This is a genomic window from Roseateles sp., assembly GCF_049240545.1.
In the GTDB taxonomy this organism is placed as follows: domain Bacteria; phylum Pseudomonadota; class Gammaproteobacteria; order Burkholderiales; family Burkholderiaceae_C; genus Paucibacter_A.
Window position 1 is genome coordinate 1 of the sequence record NZ_JBMLSK010000358.1, and the last position, 16294, is coordinate 16294.

13 protein-coding genes are annotated in these 16294 nt (G+C 62.2%); 10 read left to right on the plus strand and 3 right to left on the minus strand.

All coding sequences use genetic code 11. From position 1 onward, the window contains the following. The 3 genes from ACOVRJ_RS21610 to ACOVRJ_RS21620 all read left to right on the plus strand — a co-directional run. Nucleotides 1-1956: efflux RND transporter permease subunit (locus ACOVRJ_RS21610; protein WP_422045882.1), on the plus strand; the 1956-nt coding region annotated here is incomplete at its 5' end. Further along, nucleotides 1953-3392 (plus strand): efflux transporter outer membrane subunit, encoded by a 1440-nt coding sequence (locus ACOVRJ_RS21615; RefSeq protein WP_422045883.1) that lies wholly within the window; start codon nucleotides 1953-1955, stop codon nucleotides 3390-3392. The genes ACOVRJ_RS21610 and ACOVRJ_RS21615, both read left to right, overlap by 4 nt. Next, a complete protein-coding gene (locus tag ACOVRJ_RS21620; protein ID WP_422045884.1) occupies nucleotides 3393-5468 on the plus strand; it encodes an AsmA family protein in 2076 nt (691 codons plus the stop codon). 28 nt (nucleotides 5469-5496) lie between these two features. Here ACOVRJ_RS21620 and ACOVRJ_RS21625 read toward each other — a convergent pair whose 3' ends face one another. After that, nucleotides 5497-5916 carry a hypothetical protein gene (locus ACOVRJ_RS21625; protein WP_422045885.1) on the minus strand — a complete coding sequence of 140 codons (420 nt, stop codon included), beginning with the start codon at nucleotides 5914-5916 and terminating at the stop codon, nucleotides 5497-5499. Nucleotides 5917-5988: 72 nt separating this feature from the next. On the opposite strand from ACOVRJ_RS21625, the gene ACOVRJ_RS21630 reads away from it, so the two are divergent. The 3 genes from ACOVRJ_RS21630 to ACOVRJ_RS21640 are packed head-to-tail and all read left to right on the plus strand — an operon-like array spanning nucleotide 5989 to nucleotide 7945. Next, entirely contained in the window at nucleotides 5989-6840 is an 852-nt protein-coding gene (locus tag ACOVRJ_RS21630) for a thymidylate synthase (RefSeq protein ID WP_422045905.1), read from the plus strand. Further along, on the plus strand, nucleotides 6837-7349 hold the full coding sequence (locus ACOVRJ_RS21635) for a dihydrofolate reductase (RefSeq protein WP_422045886.1): 513 nt from the start codon (nucleotides 6837-6839) through the stop codon (nucleotides 7347-7349). The genes ACOVRJ_RS21630 and ACOVRJ_RS21635 overlap by 4 nt, the downstream gene beginning before the upstream one ends. Nucleotides 7350-7369: 20 nt before the next feature. Continuing rightward, a complete protein-coding gene (locus tag ACOVRJ_RS21640; protein WP_422045887.1) occupies nucleotides 7370-7945 on the plus strand; it encodes a DUF4337 domain-containing protein in 576 nt (191 codons plus the stop codon). 15 nt (nucleotides 7946-7960) lie between these two features. Here the strand turns inward: ACOVRJ_RS21640 and ACOVRJ_RS21645 are convergent, their stop codons facing one another. Continuing rightward, a complete protein-coding gene (locus ACOVRJ_RS21645; protein WP_422045888.1) occupies nucleotides 7961-10390 on the minus strand; it encodes a fatty acid cis/trans isomerase in 2430 nt (809 codons plus the stop codon). A gap of 135 nt (nucleotides 10391-10525) precedes the next feature. Next, the gene (locus ACOVRJ_RS21650) at nucleotides 10526-10858 is read right to left on the minus strand and encodes a rhodanese-like domain-containing protein (RefSeq protein ID WP_422045889.1); all 333 of its coding nucleotides are present in this window, start codon (nucleotides 10856-10858) and stop codon (nucleotides 10526-10528) included. Nucleotides 10859-11064: 206 nt separating this feature from the next. Here ACOVRJ_RS21650 and ACOVRJ_RS21655 point away from each other — a divergent pair, with 206 nt between their 5' ends. From ACOVRJ_RS21655 to ACOVRJ_RS21670, 4 genes are read left to right on the plus strand one after another with little or no spacing between them, the layout of a single operon-like run. Next, the gene (locus tag ACOVRJ_RS21655) at nucleotides 11065-12267 is read left to right on the plus strand and encodes an efflux RND transporter periplasmic adaptor subunit (RefSeq protein ID WP_422045890.1); all 1203 of its coding nucleotides are present in this window, start codon (nucleotides 11065-11067) and stop codon (nucleotides 12265-12267) included. Between the two features lie 59 nt (nucleotides 12268-12326). Next, on the plus strand, nucleotides 12327-15554 hold the full coding sequence (locus ACOVRJ_RS21660; RefSeq protein WP_422045906.1) for an efflux RND transporter permease subunit: 3228 nt from the start codon (nucleotides 12327-12329) through the stop codon (nucleotides 15552-15554). 29 nt (nucleotides 15555-15583) lie between these two features. Continuing rightward, complete coding sequence (locus ACOVRJ_RS21665) at nucleotides 15584-15793, plus strand: YgaP family membrane protein (RefSeq protein ID WP_422045891.1); 210 nt, start codon at nucleotides 15584-15586, stop codon at nucleotides 15791-15793. Between the two features lie 30 nt (nucleotides 15794-15823). Next, nucleotides 15824-16270 carry an OsmC family protein gene (locus tag ACOVRJ_RS21670; protein ID WP_422045892.1) on the plus strand — a complete coding sequence of 149 codons (447 nt, stop codon included), beginning with the start codon at nucleotides 15824-15826 and terminating at the stop codon, nucleotides 16268-16270. The last annotated feature ends 24 nt before the right edge of the window (nucleotides 16271-16294 follow it).

A 16294-nucleotide genomic window follows, 5' to 3' on the forward strand; every position in this document is an offset into this window, starting at 1 on the left:
CTGGTGCTGGCCATCGGCATCGTGGTGGACGACGCCATCGTGGTGGTGGAGGCCGTCGAGAAAATCATGCACGACGAGCATCTGGACGCGACCAGTGCGGCCATCAAGGCCATGCAGGGCATTGGCGGCGCCATCGTCGGCGTGACGGCGGTGATTTGCGCGGTGTTCGTGCCGATTGCCTTCTTGGGCGGCGTGACCGGCACCCTGTACAAGCAGTTCGCCATCACCATCACCTTCGCCACTCTGCTCTCGGCCATCACCGCCTTGACGCTAACGCCGGCCCTGTGCGCATTGATCCTGAAGCCCGGCATGAAAAAGCTCAAGCCGATCCAAGCCTTCGACCGTTTCTTTGAGCGGGTCACCGGCGGCTATGTGGCTGGCGTGAAGCTGCTGCTGGGGCGCAAGCTCTTGTCATGGGCGGTCTACGGCGGCTTGATCGCCGGGGTGGTGTATTTGTTCGGCGCCATTCCGGGCGGCTTTGTGCCGGAAGAAGACAAGGGCACCATTTATGTGGCGGTGGACTTGCCTGCTGGCGCCTCGCCCGAGCGCACCCGCGAAGCCCTGAAGAAAGCCGAAGCCATTTTGGCCAGCGAAGACGCCATCAAGGACAGCACCGCGATTCTGGGCTTCTCCATCTTCTATCGCTATGCCAACCAGGCCTTTGTCTTCACCACCCTCAAGCCTTGGGAGGAGCGCAACACGCCCGAAACCCGCGTGGCCGGCCTGATCAAGCGACTCAATCAAAAGTTCGCCAGCATCACCGAGGCTCGGGTCTTCGCGCTGAACGAGCCGCCAATCTCAGGCATGGGCAATGTGGCCGGCTTTGACTACCGGCTGCTGTCTCTGGATGGCGACCGCGCCAAACTCAATGCAGCGACCATGGCGATTGCCGGCGCAGCGGCCAAGGATGAGCGACTGCTCGGCGCCCGCAGCGTGGCAGCGCCTGAGGTTCAGACCCTTTTCCTCGATGTGGACCGCAACAAGGCCAAGGCCTTGGGCGTCTCGGTGCCCGATCTCTATGCCACGGTGGGCACCTTGATGGGCTCCTCTTTCGTCAACCAATTCACCGCTTTTGGCACCAACCTCAAGGTCAAGATGCAGGCGGAACAAAGCTTCCGCTCTGACCCTGCGGCCTTGGAGCGCTTCCAGATCCGTAATGCCAATGGTGACCTCGTGCCCCTGGCCGCCTTGATGCGCACCGAATGGCGCTCGGCCCCCATCGCCTTGACCCGTTACAACGGCTACCCCTCGGTGCAACTCAATGGCGGGCCGGCGCCCGGCCGCAGCTCCGGCGAGGCGCTGCAGGCCATGGAAGAAATCTCCGCCAGCACGCTGCCCGAGGGCACCAGCTTTGAGTGGTCAGGCCAGTCTTTGCAAGAACGCTCGGCGGGCTCTCAATCGGCCGGCATCTTTGCACTGTCCTTGATCTTCGTGTTCCTGTTCCTGGCCGCGCTGTATGAAAGCTGGACCCTGCCGGTGGCCGTGTTCCTGATCGTGCCGATTGCGATTTTGGGCGCCTTGATCGCTCTGCTCTTCCGACAATCTCCGAACGATGTGTTCTTCCAGGTCAGCTTGATCACCCTGGTGGGCTTGGCGGGCAAGAACGGCATCTTGATCGTGGAGTTCGCCAAGCAGCAGTACGAGTCCGGCAAGGGCATTGTCGAGGCCGCCATTGAGGCCGGGCGCCAGCGTCTGCGGCCGATTGTGATGACCTCGCTGGCCTTTATTCTGGGCGTCTTGCCGCTGGTGAAGGCCACCGGCGCGGGTGCTGCCACCCAACACTCGGTGGGCACCGGCATCTTGGGCGGCATGTTGGCGGCCACCCTGGTGGGGGTGTTTTTCACACCGCTGTTCTATGTGGCCATGATGAGCTGGTTCGGCGGCAAATCCAAACCGAAGCAAGCGCCGCCCGATGCAGCCAAGCCCAGCGACAAGGCCGAGGAGGTGCAAGCATGAAACGCCATCGTCCTTCCTTCAATGCCTCAGCACCGATGACCATGGCCTTGTTGGCCAGCGCCCTGCTGCTGAGCGCTTGCAGCAGCACGCCGGATCATTCCGCTGATGGACCCAAGGCCGATAGACCCCTGACCATGCCGCAGGCTTGGAAGAGCCCGGCCAATACCCAAAGCAATCTGGCCGAGCGGCCCTTTGCCAGCCTGTTTCGTGACGCCGAATTTGAAGCCCTGATCCAAGAGGCGCTGCGCAACAGCCCAGACATCCGCATCGCCGCGCAAAGAGTGGAGCTGGCGCGGGCCCAGTACGGTCTGCAAAAGTCCGCCTCTTTGCCAAGCCTGGGCGCAGACGCCAGCGCAAGCCGCCAGCGCGCGCCCAGCGGGCTCAGCAGCACGGAGAACCTGGTCTCCTCCAACTATCGCCTGGGTGTGGCCATGCCGGCCTGGGAGATTGATTTGTGGGGGCGGCTGGGTTCTTTGAATGATGCGGCGCTGCGCAATCTGGAATCCAGCGAAGCGCTGCAGCGCTTTGCCCAAGTGGGTTTGGTTTCCGAGATCGCGGCCGGCTGGCTCAAGCTCTTGGAGTTTGACCAGTCCATCGAGATCGCCAAAAGCACCCAGAGCTCGCGCGCCGAATCGCTGCGCATTGTGAGGCTGCGCTTCAACGCCGGTGTGGTCTCCAAAGTGGATGTGACCCAGGCCGCCACGTCCTTGGCCCAAGCCGAAGCGGCGCTGGCCTTGATGCAACAAAACCGCGGTCTGCAAGAAAACGCGCTGTGCCTGCTGATTGGCCGCAACCCCGGCCCCTTGCACGCCAACACGCCGCTGAGCCAGTACGCGCTGCCAGAGACCTTGCCGGCCGGCATCCCCTCGGACCTGCTGAGTCGCCGGCCCGATGTGCGCGCCGCTGAGCTGAGCTTGGCGGCCAGCCAGTCCAGCGTTGCCGCTGCGCGCAAAGCCCATCTGCCCAGCATTTCTTTGACCGGCTTTTTGGGCTTCATCAGCCCGCAGCTGAGCAGCTTGGTGGACGGGGACCGCAGCGCCTACACCGTCACGCCGGCCATCAACCTGCCCTTGTTCACCGGCGGGCGCCTGAGCAGCAATCTGGCCGCGGCCGAAGCGCAGCAAAGCATCGCGGTGGAGAACTACGCGCGCACCACGCAGATCGCGCTGCGCGAGGTGGAAGACGCGCTTCTGCGCTTTCAGCACCTGCGCGAGCAGCGCAATGCCACGCAAACCATCGTCAGCGAAAGCCGCGAACGTCTGCGCTTGGTGGAGCTGCGCTACGCCAATGGGATTTCGAGTTACTTCGAGGTGCTGGACTCACAGCGTCAGCTTTTTGACGCGCAGATGCAGCTGACCCAGTTGACCAGCGGCACCTATGCCTCGGTGATTGCGCTGTATCGCGCGCTGGGTGGAGGCTGGACACCGCAGAGCTGAATGCAAAAACAGCATCGATCCAAATTGCGCTGGGTCTTGGGGCTGCTGGCCGCCATGATCCTGATGGTGCTGCTGGGTTTTCTCGCACTGAAGCGGGCTTATCCGCCTGAGCGCCTCTTGGCCATGGTGGCCGAGCAGGTGCAGGCCAAGACCGGCCGCGCGTTCGCGATCCGCGGCCCCATCAGCTGGCGGCTGCTGCCCAATATCGCGGTGGTGGTGGAGGACCTGCACCTGGCCAATCTCGATTGGGGCAACCGGCCGGACATGCTCAGCGTCAGAAAAGCCGCGCTGGAATTGGCGCTGAAGCCCTTGCTGGACGGGCGCATCGAGGTGCAGCGCATCTTGATCGAAGGCGCCGACATCTGGCTCGAAGTTGACGAGCAAGGACGAGGCAACTGGGCCTTCAGCCCAAGCAAATCCGTCGCGAGCACAGAGGCCGCAAACAAGCCCAAGCCCCAGGGCAAACCAGGGGATTTCAGCCTCGCTCACGTCCAATGGCTGGACTCCCGAGTCACCCTGCACAGCCCCCGCTTGCAGCGAGATCTACAGCTGCATATTGACGAACTGAATCTGCGTGCTCAGCAGTCGGACTATGCGCTGCAAGCCCGTTTGGCACTGGCTGAACAGGCTTTGCGCATCGAGGGCCGCTTTGGCGGTCTGGCTGCCTTCAGCGCCCAGAGTGAGTTCTGGCCTTTTGATCTGACCTTGCAGCTGGAAGGCTTGAATTTGAGCAGCAAGGGCCAACTGGCCCTGGGCGCCCACGCGGGGGATTTCAATCTTGAGCTGAAGGCCGCGCTCAGCGAAAGCCAGGCGCTGCAAGCCCTGATGCCGAGGCGCGCCGAGCTGCTCAGACAGTTGCCTCAGGCGCTGCAACTCGATGCGCAAGTCCGCCGCCAAGGCGCCCTGCTCTCGGTGCAACCCTTCAAGCTATCGGCCGCAGCGCAGACGGTAGAGGGTGAGCTCTTCGAGCGAGGCGGTCAGCCGCTGCGGCTGGAACTCAAGCTCAAGGCCGAGTCCTTGGACCTGGCGCCCTTCTTGCCCAAGGCGAAGAGCCCCGCTGGCAAGGCGGACCCAAGCCGATCCAGCCCTTCAAGTTCAAAAGGGCCCGTCTTCAGCCGTGACAGCTGGCCCTTGCCCAAAGCCTTTCCCTTGGAACTCGACCTGGCGCTGGACATCCGATCTTTGCACGCGCCCAAATTGCCACCACTGCAAGGCTTGCTCGCGCATGTCGATCTGCGAGCGCAAAGCCTGCGCTTGAATAGCGCGCAGTGGCAAATGGCGGGCGGGCAATGGCAGGCTTCGGCTGACTTGGGTTTGCCGGCCTTGGAGCCCGCCAAGGCCGGCGCTTCGCAAACCAGGGTGCAGCCGCCGAAGTGGCTCCTCAAGCTGGATGGCCGAGACATCAAAGTTGATGCCTTGGGCCCCTACCTGAGCACTGCATCACCGCCTGCGCTGCGCGGCGGCGCCCTGCGCATGGCCATCGATGTCTCAGCCCGTGGTGACGACGCCCACGAGTGGGTCTCGTCGCTGGAGGGTCAGGTCTTGCTCGATGCCCGCAATTTCGTCTTGCAGGGCCAAGCCAATCATCTGGGCACCGATGTCTTGATGGGCACTTTGCGAGCGCTGCTGCCGGGCGATCAAAAACGACGCGACAACCCGATACGCTGCGCCGTGATGCGCCTGCCCTTCAAACAGGGACGGGCCCAGGTGGACCGTTCCATCGCCTTGGAGTCCGAGCAATTCAATTTGGCCGCCCAGGGTCATATTGACCTCGGCAAGGAAAACCTCAGCCTGGCCATGCGCCCCAGCACCCAAAAAGGCCTAGGCGTCAGCGCGGCCAATCTCTCGGCGCTGGTGCAACTGGAAGGGCCGCTGAACCAGCCGAATATCAGCTGGGACGCCGCAGGCACGGCCCAGCAAGCCACCCAGGTCGGTTTGAAGGTGGCCACGGGCGGCTTGTCCATCTTGGCGCAACGACTCTTGAGCAAACCCGAGCCCGCCGAGCAGCCCTGCCGGCGCGCCCTCAACCCAGGCAAAAACTCAGGGCCAACGCTGCGCCATTGGTTGGGAGGCTGAGGCTGGAAAAAAGCTCAGCCTCAGCTCCTTACTCCAGGACGGGGCCAGCGAGCTTCCAATGACCCTTGGCATCCTGGCAGAAGCGGTACACGCCTTCGTCCTTCAGATTACCCCAGGCATTGGCAATGCGCAGATTGCGGCAGTCCAGGCCACGGCTCTTGTTGCGCTCCAGCGCAGTGACCTGACCGGAAGCTCGCGTCTTCTCGCTCTTCCACTCAAAGCTCGCACCGTCTTGCGGGCTGGCAATGGCCTGGTCAATCTGCGCGCGCAGCAGGTTTTGATCGGCCGGGCTGAAGCGCGAGAAGGCCGAATTCTTCATGGCCTGCAGATTGGAAAGGGCCTGTGCGGGGCCAACAGCGGCCAAAGCCAGGACGAAGAGGATGGAAGTCGTTTTGATGATGGCACCTACATGAAGAACTGTCTGACGGAAAGAATAGCTTGAAACCATGACCGCCGTCCTCTGCAACCCACCGCCTTAGAATCGCGCCCCATGACCAGCACGACGCCAAGCGCCCCCGCCATGCCGCAATCCAGCCCTCTCACCAGTTCAGCAGGCCGCCTTGATACCCGCCCGGTGCGCGCCCAGTACGAGGACTTCATGCGCCATGTGTTCGAGCATGGCGTCGCCAAGACCGACCGCACCGGCACCGGCACCCGCTCGGTCTTCGGCCACCAGATGCGCTTCGACTTGAACGAAGGCTTCCCCCTGGTCACCACCAAGAAAGTGCACCTGAAGTCCATCATCCTGGAGCTGCTGTGGTTCTTGCGTGGGGACTCGAATGTGAAGTGGCTGCAAGAGCGCGGCTGCACCATCTGGAACGAATGGGCGCGTGAAGACGGAGGCTTGGGCCCTGTTTACGGCGTGCAATGGCGCAGTTGGCCCAAGGCTGACGGCAGCCACATCGACCAGATCGCCGAGGTGGTCAAGCAACTCAAGCACAACCCGGATTCGCGCCGCATCATCGTCAGCGCCTGGAATGTGGCCGAGCTGGACCAAATGGCCTTGATGCCTTGCCACGCCTTCTTCCAGTTCTATGTGGCCGAGGGCAAGCTGTCTTGCCAGTTGTACCAGCGCAGCGCCGATATCTTCCTGGGTGTGCCCTTCAATATCGCCAGCTACGCGCTGCTGACCCAGATGCTGGCGCAGCAATGCGATTTGGCGCTGGGCGACTTTGTCTGGACCGGCGGCGACTGCCACATCTACAGCAACCACTTCGAGCAGGTGCAAACCCAGCTGGAGCGCGCGCCCCGCGCCTATCCGACGATGCAGATCAAGCGCCGGCCTGCCTCGATCTTTGACTATGAATTCGAAGACTTCGAGCTGAGCGACTATGACCCGCATCCCGCTATCAAGGCGCCGGTGGCGGTATGACCACGCTGAGCTTGATTGCCGGCGTGGCGCGTGGGGGCGCCATCGGCCGAGGCAATGAGTTGATCTTCCGCGTCCCCGAGGACATGGCGCACTTCAAGGCGCTGACCCTGGGCCACACCGTCATCATGGGTCGAAAGACCTGGGACTCGATTCCGCCGCGCTTTCGCCCCCTGGTCGGGCGCCGCAATCTGGTGCTGACCCGACAGCCCGACATGAGCATAGAAGGTGCTGAAGTTTTTGCCTCCATTGAAGCGGCGCTGGCTGCCTGCGGCGGCGAGAACGAGGTGTTCGTCATGGGTGGTGCAGAGATTTATGCGCGGGCCCTGCCCTTGGCAGATCGCTTGGAACTGACCGAATTCGATGCCGAGGCCGAGGGCGCGGATGCCTTCTTCCCGGCTTGGCGAGCTGCAGACTTTGAAGAAGTCTCGCGCCAAACTCACTTCAGCCCGGCCGAACGCGGCCATGGCTGGCCCTTCCACTTTGTGCGCTATCAGCGCCGCAAGACCTGACCCCATAGGAGTTTCGACAGATGTCCGGACACGGCTTTCACGTCCACGGCCCCCACGACCATGAAATGGAGCATGCGGCTCAGCATGAACACAAAGGCATTGCCGGCAAGCTGGCGGTGATCACGGCGATCTTGGCCACCATCGGCGCGATGTTTTCCTATATGGGCGGCGCCACCCAGGCCAACGCCGGCCTGTACAAGAACGACGCGGCCATCAAAAAGACCGAAGCCTCGAACCAGTGGAACTACTACCAGGCCAAGAGCAGCAAGCAGAACATGGCTGAGTTAGCTTTTGCGCTGGTGAGCGACGACAAGAAAGCCAAGTACGCCGAAGAAATCGAGCGCTACAAAAAGGAAAAGGCCGAGATCAAGGAAAAGGCCGAAGCCTTTGAAGCCGAGTCCAAAGACTTCGATCACAAGAGCGAAGAGCAGATGCACCAGCACCACCGCTGGGCTCAGGCCACCACCGCCTTGCAGGTGTCGATTGCCTTGGCCGCCATCACCTTGTTGACAAAGAAGCGCTGGATGGAAATGGGCACCCTGGCCATGGGTGCCGTCGGCATTGTGCTCGGTGTGCTGGCCTGGATGCACATCTAAGCCAGCAGGCGCAGCTCAGCGGTTCTCCAGCCGCGAATAGTCAAACAAGCCGGCCTCCCAGATGGGACGCTGGCTTGTTTTTTCCAGCAGCTGATCGCTGTGCGGCCAGAAGCCGGGATCGGTACGACGCACGCCATAACGCTGCATCAAGCCGGCATAGTCTGACTCTGATTTCAGCTCACTGACGGCGCCCACAAAGCGTTTCAGATCGGCCGATTCCACCCGCAGCAAGGCATTCGGGTAGGCTCCAACAAAGCCTTGCAAGACCTGCAAGCGGTCTTCATCGGGCACCCGCTTTTTCTCTTCGCCAAAGGGTGAAGCCACATTCAAGTGGGCGCTGTGGCGCAGCAAGGTGAAGGGCTGCCCGCCCGCTGAGCCAGAGGTTTGCAGCCACAAATAGCTGACTTCAGGCATCAAGGTGGCGGCGCGACCTTGCAGCGTTGAGAGTTCTTGCAGCTGCGCTTTGCTGGCTGCGGGCAGCGGCGCGGTGTCGATGCGGTGCTGTCCATCATCCAGACCGGCATAGTGCTGGCGCAAGAGGCCAAACAGTTCCGGCAAGGGCTCATCGGTCTTGAAGCGCAGGCCGGTCTCTTGGTCGAAATAGGCGCGCATGGCACTCAGTTGCTCAATATGGGCAGGGCTGGCGCCGCGGTACCACTGGTCATGCACCAGCTGGCGCGAGGCCTTGGGCAGCAAGGCCAGAAAGTTGAACTCGCCCTCCATGCGCAAGAAGTCCATGTACAGCCGCGTCGCCAACTGGTGGCCGATATTGCCGTAGATATCGAAGCCGCTGACCAAGAGGTAATAGATGCGCTCAAACAAGGCGAAGTCCAGCACCAACACGGTCTGAGGCCGCTCACCATGCAAGCCCTGCACCACCGAGGCGCTGTCAAAATGCCGGAAGGCCGTCAGCGCTGCATTGGGATTCGGCTGCTCCCCGGCTTGGCGACCTGACCACAGGGTCTTCAGCGTGACCGGCGACTGCGCGCCGAAGCGTGCGTTCATGAACTCGCTCTTGCGCTGCAAATACTGCTGCTCCAGCTTGGCGTAGCCGCGAAAGCTCAGGAGGCCGGCCGTGCTTTCATGTTCGGCCGGCATGCGCAGGGTTTCCAAGCTGCCCGCCAAAGCATCTTCGTCCTGGCTTTGCACCTCGATGCCAGGCTGGGTGAAGAAGACCCAGAAATAGTCGTTGATGACATTCAAGGCCACCTGGCCTCGGCACACCGGCCCCTTCATGAAGGCCGCGAAGATGAACTGAGCCTCGTCCAGCAAAAAGCGGTGGCGCGACTCGACCGGCAAAGCTCTGAAGGCAATGAACGGATTGGAGGCGACTGCGACTTCGTAACTTGGCAAGGCATTCAAGGCATAGCTGGGCTCCAAAAACCAACGTTTCAGGCGCGCCATGCGAGCCTTGTTCAAGGCCAAGGGCAGATGGGTTTTGTTGATGACGCTTTCTTGGTGGGGGCGAAGCCGGTAGTAGACGCGCGCCACGCCGGGGTCGTCATAGGGTCTACGGGTCGCAATCGGCACTATGGCCTCGCCCGGCGGTGTGGCCGAACGCACCAGTTGGTAGAAGTGCTGCGGCTGATTGCCTGCTCCAGCAGTCTTGGCCTCATCAAAATACAAATGCCCCACGAACCAGTGTTCATAGACATAACGGCTCATCAGCTGGGACTTCAAGCTGTCTTCGTTCAGGAGGCGTTCCCATTGCTCAATCTGGGCCAGCTCCGACGCCGGCAAAGGCTTGGGTGCACTGCGCGGCGCGCCAAAAGCCAGCCAGCTGCTGAGCACGCGGTGCTCGGGCTCGCTCAGCGCCGGCAAGCCAAAAGGCATGCCCCATTGCGGGTGCTGGGCCTCGTAGGCATCCATTTGCTCGATGCGAGGGCATTGGGCCTTGCGGTCGATGGAGAGGTCAAAGTCCTTCTCTGAAAGCAAGGGCTCCGAGCTTTGTGGTGCACGCTGCTTGAGAGCCAAGAGGCGGTGCATCACACCGGCCTCGCGATTGGCGGCCAGGGAGGACTCTCGCTCATTCAAGACCGGGAAAAAGCCCTGGCTGCGCCAGTCGGCATTGCTTTGCGCGTCTAGATACAGGCGCGTCGGGTTGGCGGCGATCAGCCGGTTCGCATAAATGTCGCTGGGGTTGGCACCACGGGTCAGGCCTTCGAAGCTGCTGAGCTTGAGCTGGCAAGGGGCGTCATAGCAGGCATGGCACACCACGCAGCGCTTATCCAGCAAGGGCTTGATCTGACGGTCATAGTCCATCACCTGCCGCTGGCCCGCGAGCAAGGGTTTTGCAGGCGCATCAAATTTCGCAGGGTCCTCCGGCCCAAACTGCTGATCCAGGCGCTGCTCGACTTGTGTGGACAAGACGGCTGCACAGCCCATCAAACTGAGCAAGGTCAGGGCCGTGAGCCATGTCCGCCAAGTCAGGAATTTGCTTCTCATCAGGGCTCCGCCGGAAATTGACTTCGGCGGCATTCTCGCAGCGCCCGGGCCCAGCTTGGAAGACAGCTCTTGGATTGGCCCTGTCTGTGGGACTTAGGCGCTAGCCACCCAGCCTTGCCTATTCAGGCCTCTGTCTCAGGCGCCTTCGCGCACCGGCAGGCCGTGGGCGCGCCAAGCGCCCATGCCACCGGCCAAGTTGCGCGCCCGGGTGTGCCCGTGATGCAGCAGGTATTGCAAGGCTTGCATGCTGCGCCCACCGGCGGCGCAGGCCAAGATCAGGTCCAAATTGCGTGGCAATTCCTGATGCCTGCGCTCCAGCTCACTCAGTGGCATGCATATGACGGTGGGCGCGTCATAGGCCATGCGCGCGACTTCATGCGCCTCACGGACATCGAGCAAGGCGCAGTCGCCAGCGCGCAGGGCGGCCAATGCGGAGATAGGGTCAAGCTGTAGCAAGGGGGAATTCATGGTTCAGATCTCCTTCGTGGTGGTTTCGTTGATAGGGGCTGTGTCATTGGGGCTCTGGGCGACAGACTCGCTCAATCACAGTACACGCAAGCCTCGGCTCCTGATTTGGGGGCTTGCTCAGGCCTCATTTGACTATTTGCGTGTTTAGTTAAATAATAAGTCAACAAGATTCAACTGTCCAGCGAACTGAACCCCGCTGAGAAGCCATGAAGCCACTGACGCCCTCTTCTGCACGCCCACTCAAGCCCAAATCCTTGCTGCCTAGCGCCCACCGGCTGGCCTTTGCCTTGACTGCCACTGCGGCGAGCCTGCTGCTGGGCGCGACCGCCTATGCCTCCAGCGCCGATAGCGCGAAGGCGCCGGAGTTGAAAACACTCTTGATTGCAGCCCAAGCTCAACAGAGCCAAGACAGCCGCGACGCAGTAGTGGAGGCCCAGCGGCAAACCGTGGTCGCGGCCCAAGTGGCGGGCGCCATCGTGCAAATGGAGGTCAAGGTGGGCGACCGGGTCAGCGCCGGCCAGGTCTTGATGCGTATCGACGCTCGGCAGGCCGAGCAAAACACCCAAGCCAGTGAGGCCCAAGCCCAGGCGGCGCGCGCTCAAGGCCTTTTGGCGGCGCGGGAGTTCGAGCGCCAACAGCAACTCTTCAAGCAGAACTACATCAGCCAGGCCGCGCTGGACCAAGCCGAAGCCCAGTACAAGGCCACACAGGCGCAGGTGCAGGCGCAATTGGCCCAGGTCGGTGTGGCACGCACCCAAAGCGGCTTTAGCATCGTGCGCAGCCCCTATGCCGGCGTGGTGGCCGATGTGCCTGTCACCCTCGGAGATATGGCCATGCCGGGCCGCGCTTTGGCGACGATCTACGACCCGACTGCCCTGCGCATCACCACCCATCTGCCTCAGAACCTGAGCCAAAGCCTGAGTCGTCAACTGCAGGCGCTGCAAAGTGCAGGCAGCCCAGCGCAGGGGCAGATCCGCATTGAGTTGCCGGGCCTGGGCGCGGCGGGCCGCAACATCACGCCGAGCCAGATCCAGATCCTGCCCACGGTCGATGCGGCATCGCTGACCCAAGAGCTGAGGCTGGACCTGCCTGCAGGGCTCAGCGGTGTGGTGCCCGGCATGTTTGCGCGGGTGCTGTGGTCCACAGCTTCGCTGAGCAAAGCCCCAGCAGGCGTGGCAGGCAAGGCCGGCTTGGCTGAACCCGCACCGGCGCCCTTCCTGGTACCAAGGTCAGCGCTGCTGCGCCGTGCCGAGTTGATGGCGGTCTATGTGCTGGACAGCAAGGGGCAGCCGCTGCTGCGCCAGGTCCGCGTCGGCAAGATCCAAGGCGATCAGCAAGAAGTCCTCAGCGGTCTGAATGCTGGTGAACGCCTGGTGCTGAATCCGCAAGCTGCGGCCAGCAAGCGCTGAGAGGAGCCGCAAGCATGAAGCCAACAACACAAGAGAGCAGCAGCAACAACAGCAGCCCGATGGGTATCTCGGGGCGCATTGCCGCCTTCTTCCAAAGCGCACAAATCACGCCTCTTCTGGCCCTGGTGGCGCTGCTCCTCGGCGTCTTTGCGGTGATGGTGACGCCACGCGAAGAAGAGCCGCAAATCAACGTGACCATGGCCAATGTGCTGATCCCCTTCCCCGGCGCCAGCGTGCGGGATGTGGAGCAGATGGTGGCCACACCGGCGGAGCAAGTACTGTCGCAAATCACCGGGGTTGAGCATGTGATGTCGGTCTCCAACCCCGGCATGGCGGTCATCACGGTGCAGTTCAAGGTCGGCGTGCCGCGCACCGAAGCCTTGGTGCGGCTCTACGACACGGTGAACGCCAATGCCGACTGGCTGCCGCAAGGCCTGGGCGTGTTGGCCCCGCTGATCAAGCCCAAGGGAATTGATGATGTCCCCATCGTCACCCTGACCCTCTTCAGCCGCGACACCGAGACCGGCGCCTTTGATCTGGAGCGGGTGGCGCACAGCATGGAGATTGAGCTCAAGCGCGTGCCCGGCACCCGCGAGGTCAAGAGCCTGGGCGGGCCGGGGCGCGCCGTGTTGGTTGAAATGGACGCCGCCCGCATGAATAGCGTGGGCTTGACCGTGGCTGACCTGCGCCAGGCTTTGCTGTCGGCCAACGCCGGCCTGCCCTTGGGCGATCTCTTGCAAGGCAATCAAGCGATTGCGCTGGAAGCCGGCCCGTTTCTTGAATCCGCACAAGACTTGGAAACCTTGCTGGTTGGTGTGCGTGCAGACAAGCCCATTTATTTGCGCGACGTCGCCAACATTGTCGATGGCCCCGCCACGCCGACACGTTATGTCTGGCACGGCCTGGGCGGCGCTGTTGAAAAGTCACAGCGCTTTGAAGCGCCGGCCCTGACGATCTCGGTCACCAAAAAGGCCGGCGAGAACGCCATTGATGTGGCCAACGCGGTGATGCAGCGCGTGGACGGCTTGCGCAACACCGTCATCCCCGCCAATGTGCAAGTGAGCGAGACACGCAACTACGGCGCCACCGCCAACGACAAGGCGCAAAAGTTGATCCAAAAACTGATGTTTGCCACCGCCTCGGTGGTGGCCCTGGTCTTTGTGGCCCTGGGTCGGCGCGAGGCCGCCATCGTGGGCGCCGCGGTGATCTTGACCCTGACGGTCACCTTGTTCGCCTCCTGGGCCTGGGGCTTCACCTTGAACCGGGTGTCGTTGTTTGCGCTGATCTTCTCGATCGGCATCTTGGTGGACGACGCCATTGTGGTGGTCGAAAACATCCATCGCCACCAGCAGTTGTTCCCGGGCCGGAGCTTGGCGCAGATCATTCCCGGCGCCGTCGATGAGGTGGGCGGCCCCACCATCTTGGCCACTTTGACGGTGATTGCAGCTCTGCTGCCCATGGCATTTGTGTCGGGGCTGATGGGCCCGTATATGAGCCCCATCCCCATCAATGCCAGCATGGGCATGCTCTTGTCTTTGGCGATCGCCTTCGTGGTGACGCCCTGGCTGGCGCGGCTCGGCATGAAGGCCTTGCCGGCCGACCAAGCTGGCGACCCGAACGCGCTGCACGGTTTGTCCGCCAAGCTGGCGCCGCTGTTTGAGCGCGTCTTCAAGCCGCTGTTGGATTTGAAGCGCGGCGCGCGCAATCGCGGCATTCTGGGGCTCGTCGTTGCCGGGCTGATCGGGCTCTCGCTGCTTTTGCCGGCCACCGGCTTGGTGCTTTTGAAGATGCTGCCCTTTGACAACAAATCAGAGTTCCAAATCATCGTCGACATGCCGGCCGGCACGCCGCTGGAACAAACCGCGGCCGTGCTGCGCGAGCTGGGCGCGCAGCTGTCTGAAGTGCCCGAGGTGACGCACTATCAGGCTTATGCCGGCACGGCAGCACCGATCAACTTCAATGGCTTGGTGCGCCAGTACCAGCTGCGCACCGGCAGCAACCAGGGTGATCTCCAAGTCAATCTGGTGGACAAACACCATCGCAAAGAGCAAAGCCATGCCATTGCCACTCGTCTGCGTCCCGCCTTGCAGGAAATCGGTCGCCGACATGGTGCCAATGTGAAGGTGGTCGAAGTGCCGCCAGGCCCGCCGGTGCTCTCGCCCATCGTGGCCGAAATCTACGGGCCGGACGCCGAGGGCCGCCAAGCGGTGGCGCGCCAAGTGCGTGCGGTGTTCGAGAAGACCGAGGGCTTGGTCGATGTGGACGACAGCAGCATCGCTGCCGCGCCGCGCAAGCTCTTGCTGGTCGATCGAAGCAAGGCCTCGCTCTTGGGCGTGCCGCAGCAAGCCATCTTCAGCAGCCTGCGTGCCGGTTTGGCTGGTGAAGCCGTCAGCTACTTGCATGATGGCGCCAAGTACCCAGCGGCGGCCACCCTGGTCTTGCCGGCCAGCTCACAAGGCGATTTGAACGCCCTCCTGTCCCTGAGCGTTCGCGCGGCCAACGGCAAGCTGGTGCCTATCCAAGAGTTGGTGCAAATCAGTGATACCGAGCGCGAGCAGCCGGTCTATCACAAGGATTTATTGCCCGTGAATCTGGTGGTGGCCGATATGGCCGGCCGCTTAGACAGTCCGCTCTACGGCATGTTCGGCATGCGATCCGACATCCGCCAGATCACCGCACCGGATGGGCGCGCATTGAAAGAGTACTTCATCAGCCAACCCCAGGACGCCTATCGCGGTTACACCATCAAATGGGACGGCGAATGGCAAATCACCTATGAAACCTTCCGCGATATGGGGCTGGCCTATGCGGTCGGCTTGGTCTTGATCTATCTGCTGGTGGTGGCGCAGTTCGGCTCCTACCTGACGCCCTTGATCATCATGGCGCCGATTCCCTTGACCATCATCGGCGTCATGCCGGGCCATGCCCTGCTGGGCGCGCAGTACACCGCCACCAGCATGATCGGCATGATCGCCCTGGCCGGCATCATCGTGCGCAACTCCATCTTGTTGGTGGACTTCATCAATCTGCAGCTGCGCAGCGGCATGCCGTTTGAGCGGGCGATCGTCAGCTCGGCCATCACCCGCGCACAACCGATCATGCTGACGGGCCTGGCCGCCATGATGGGCGCCTTCTTCATCCTCGATGACCCGATCTTCAATGGCCTGGCCATCTCGCTGATCTTCGGCATCTTTGTCTCCACCTTGCTGACCCTGGTGGTGATCCCGACGCTGTACTACATGGCCTACCGTCATCGCTTGCAGGCGCTGACGGGCAAAGCCGACTGACCCCTTCTTTTTTCATCACAGGAGTTCCCATGAGCACATGGCAAATCGTTCGTATCTTCGCCGGCAGCTTTATCTTGTTGTCGCTGGCCCTCGGGGTGCCCGGCAGCCCGATCTTTCAGAGCAGCTGGTGGCTGGCCTTCACCGCCTTCGTCGGCGTCAATCTGCTGCAAAGTGGTTTCAGCCGCTGGTGTTTGATGGAGAGCCTGCTGGCCAAGCTGGGCCTGCGTCGGGAAGCATGACTGATCGAAATTCTTTAGGGAGCATCCACCATGGCTGAAGGCCTGATTCATGTCGAGTTGACGCAGCAGCAGAACTACCAGTTCCAAATCAAGTTTGGAGGCGCGGCCCCGGATCTGTTGGGCGATGAACCCCCGCCGCTGGGCGCGGGCCTTGGTCCTTCGCCGGTGCAGCTCTTGGCGGCCGCTGTGGGCAATTGCTTGAGTGACTCGCTGTTGTTCGCACTGCGCAAGTTCAAGCAAGCCCCCGAGCCGATCCGCTGCGAGGTGAGCGCCGAGGTCGGCCGCAATGCCGAGGGCCGGGTGCGCGTGTTGAAGATCGACGCCAAGCTGACACTGGGAGTTGCAGCAACCCAGTTGCTGCAACTGGATCGTGTCTTGAACAGCTTTGAGGCCTATTGCACCGTCACCCAGAGTGTTGGCGCCGGCATTCCCGTGCAGGTACAGGTGTGGGATGCGCAAGGTTTGAGGCTGAAGTGAGACGCGACAGCGAGGCGGTGCTGA

Bases quoted from the DNA above. Each gene is read 5' to 3' on its own strand.
- ACOVRJ_RS21615 (WP_422045883.1), top strand. From the start codon at position 1,953: ATGAAACGCCATCGTCCTTCCTTCAATGCCTCAGCACCGATGACCATG.
- ACOVRJ_RS21620 (WP_422045884.1), top strand. From the start codon at position 3,393: ATGCAAAAACAGCATCGATCCAAATTGCGCTGGGTCTTGGGGCTGCTG.
- ACOVRJ_RS21625 (WP_422045885.1), bottom strand. From the start codon at position 5,916: ATGGTTTCAAGCTATTCTTTCCGTCAGACAGTTCTTCATGTAGGTGCC.
- ACOVRJ_RS21630 (WP_422045905.1), top strand. From the start codon at position 5,989: ATGCCGCAATCCAGCCCTCTCACCAGTTCAGCAGGCCGCCTTGATACC.
- ACOVRJ_RS21635 (WP_422045886.1), top strand. From the start codon at position 6,837: ATGACCACGCTGAGCTTGATTGCCGGCGTGGCGCGTGGGGGCGCCATC.
- ACOVRJ_RS21640 (WP_422045887.1), top strand. From the start codon at position 7,370: ATGTCCGGACACGGCTTTCACGTCCACGGCCCCCACGACCATGAAATG.
- ACOVRJ_RS21645 (WP_422045888.1), bottom strand. From the start codon at position 10,390: ATGAGAAGCAAATTCCTGACTTGGCGGACATGGCTCACGGCCCTGACC.
- ACOVRJ_RS21650 (WP_422045889.1), bottom strand. From the start codon at position 10,858: ATGAATTCCCCCTTGCTACAGCTTGACCCTATCTCCGCATTGGCCGCC.
- ACOVRJ_RS21655 (WP_422045890.1), top strand. From the start codon at position 11,065: ATGAAGCCACTGACGCCCTCTTCTGCACGCCCACTCAAGCCCAAATCC.
- ACOVRJ_RS21660 (WP_422045906.1), top strand. From the start codon at position 12,327: ATGGGTATCTCGGGGCGCATTGCCGCCTTCTTCCAAAGCGCACAAATC.
- ACOVRJ_RS21665 (WP_422045891.1), top strand. From the start codon at position 15,584: ATGAGCACATGGCAAATCGTTCGTATCTTCGCCGGCAGCTTTATCTTG.
- ACOVRJ_RS21670 (WP_422045892.1), top strand. From the start codon at position 15,824: ATGGCTGAAGGCCTGATTCATGTCGAGTTGACGCAGCAGCAGAACTAC.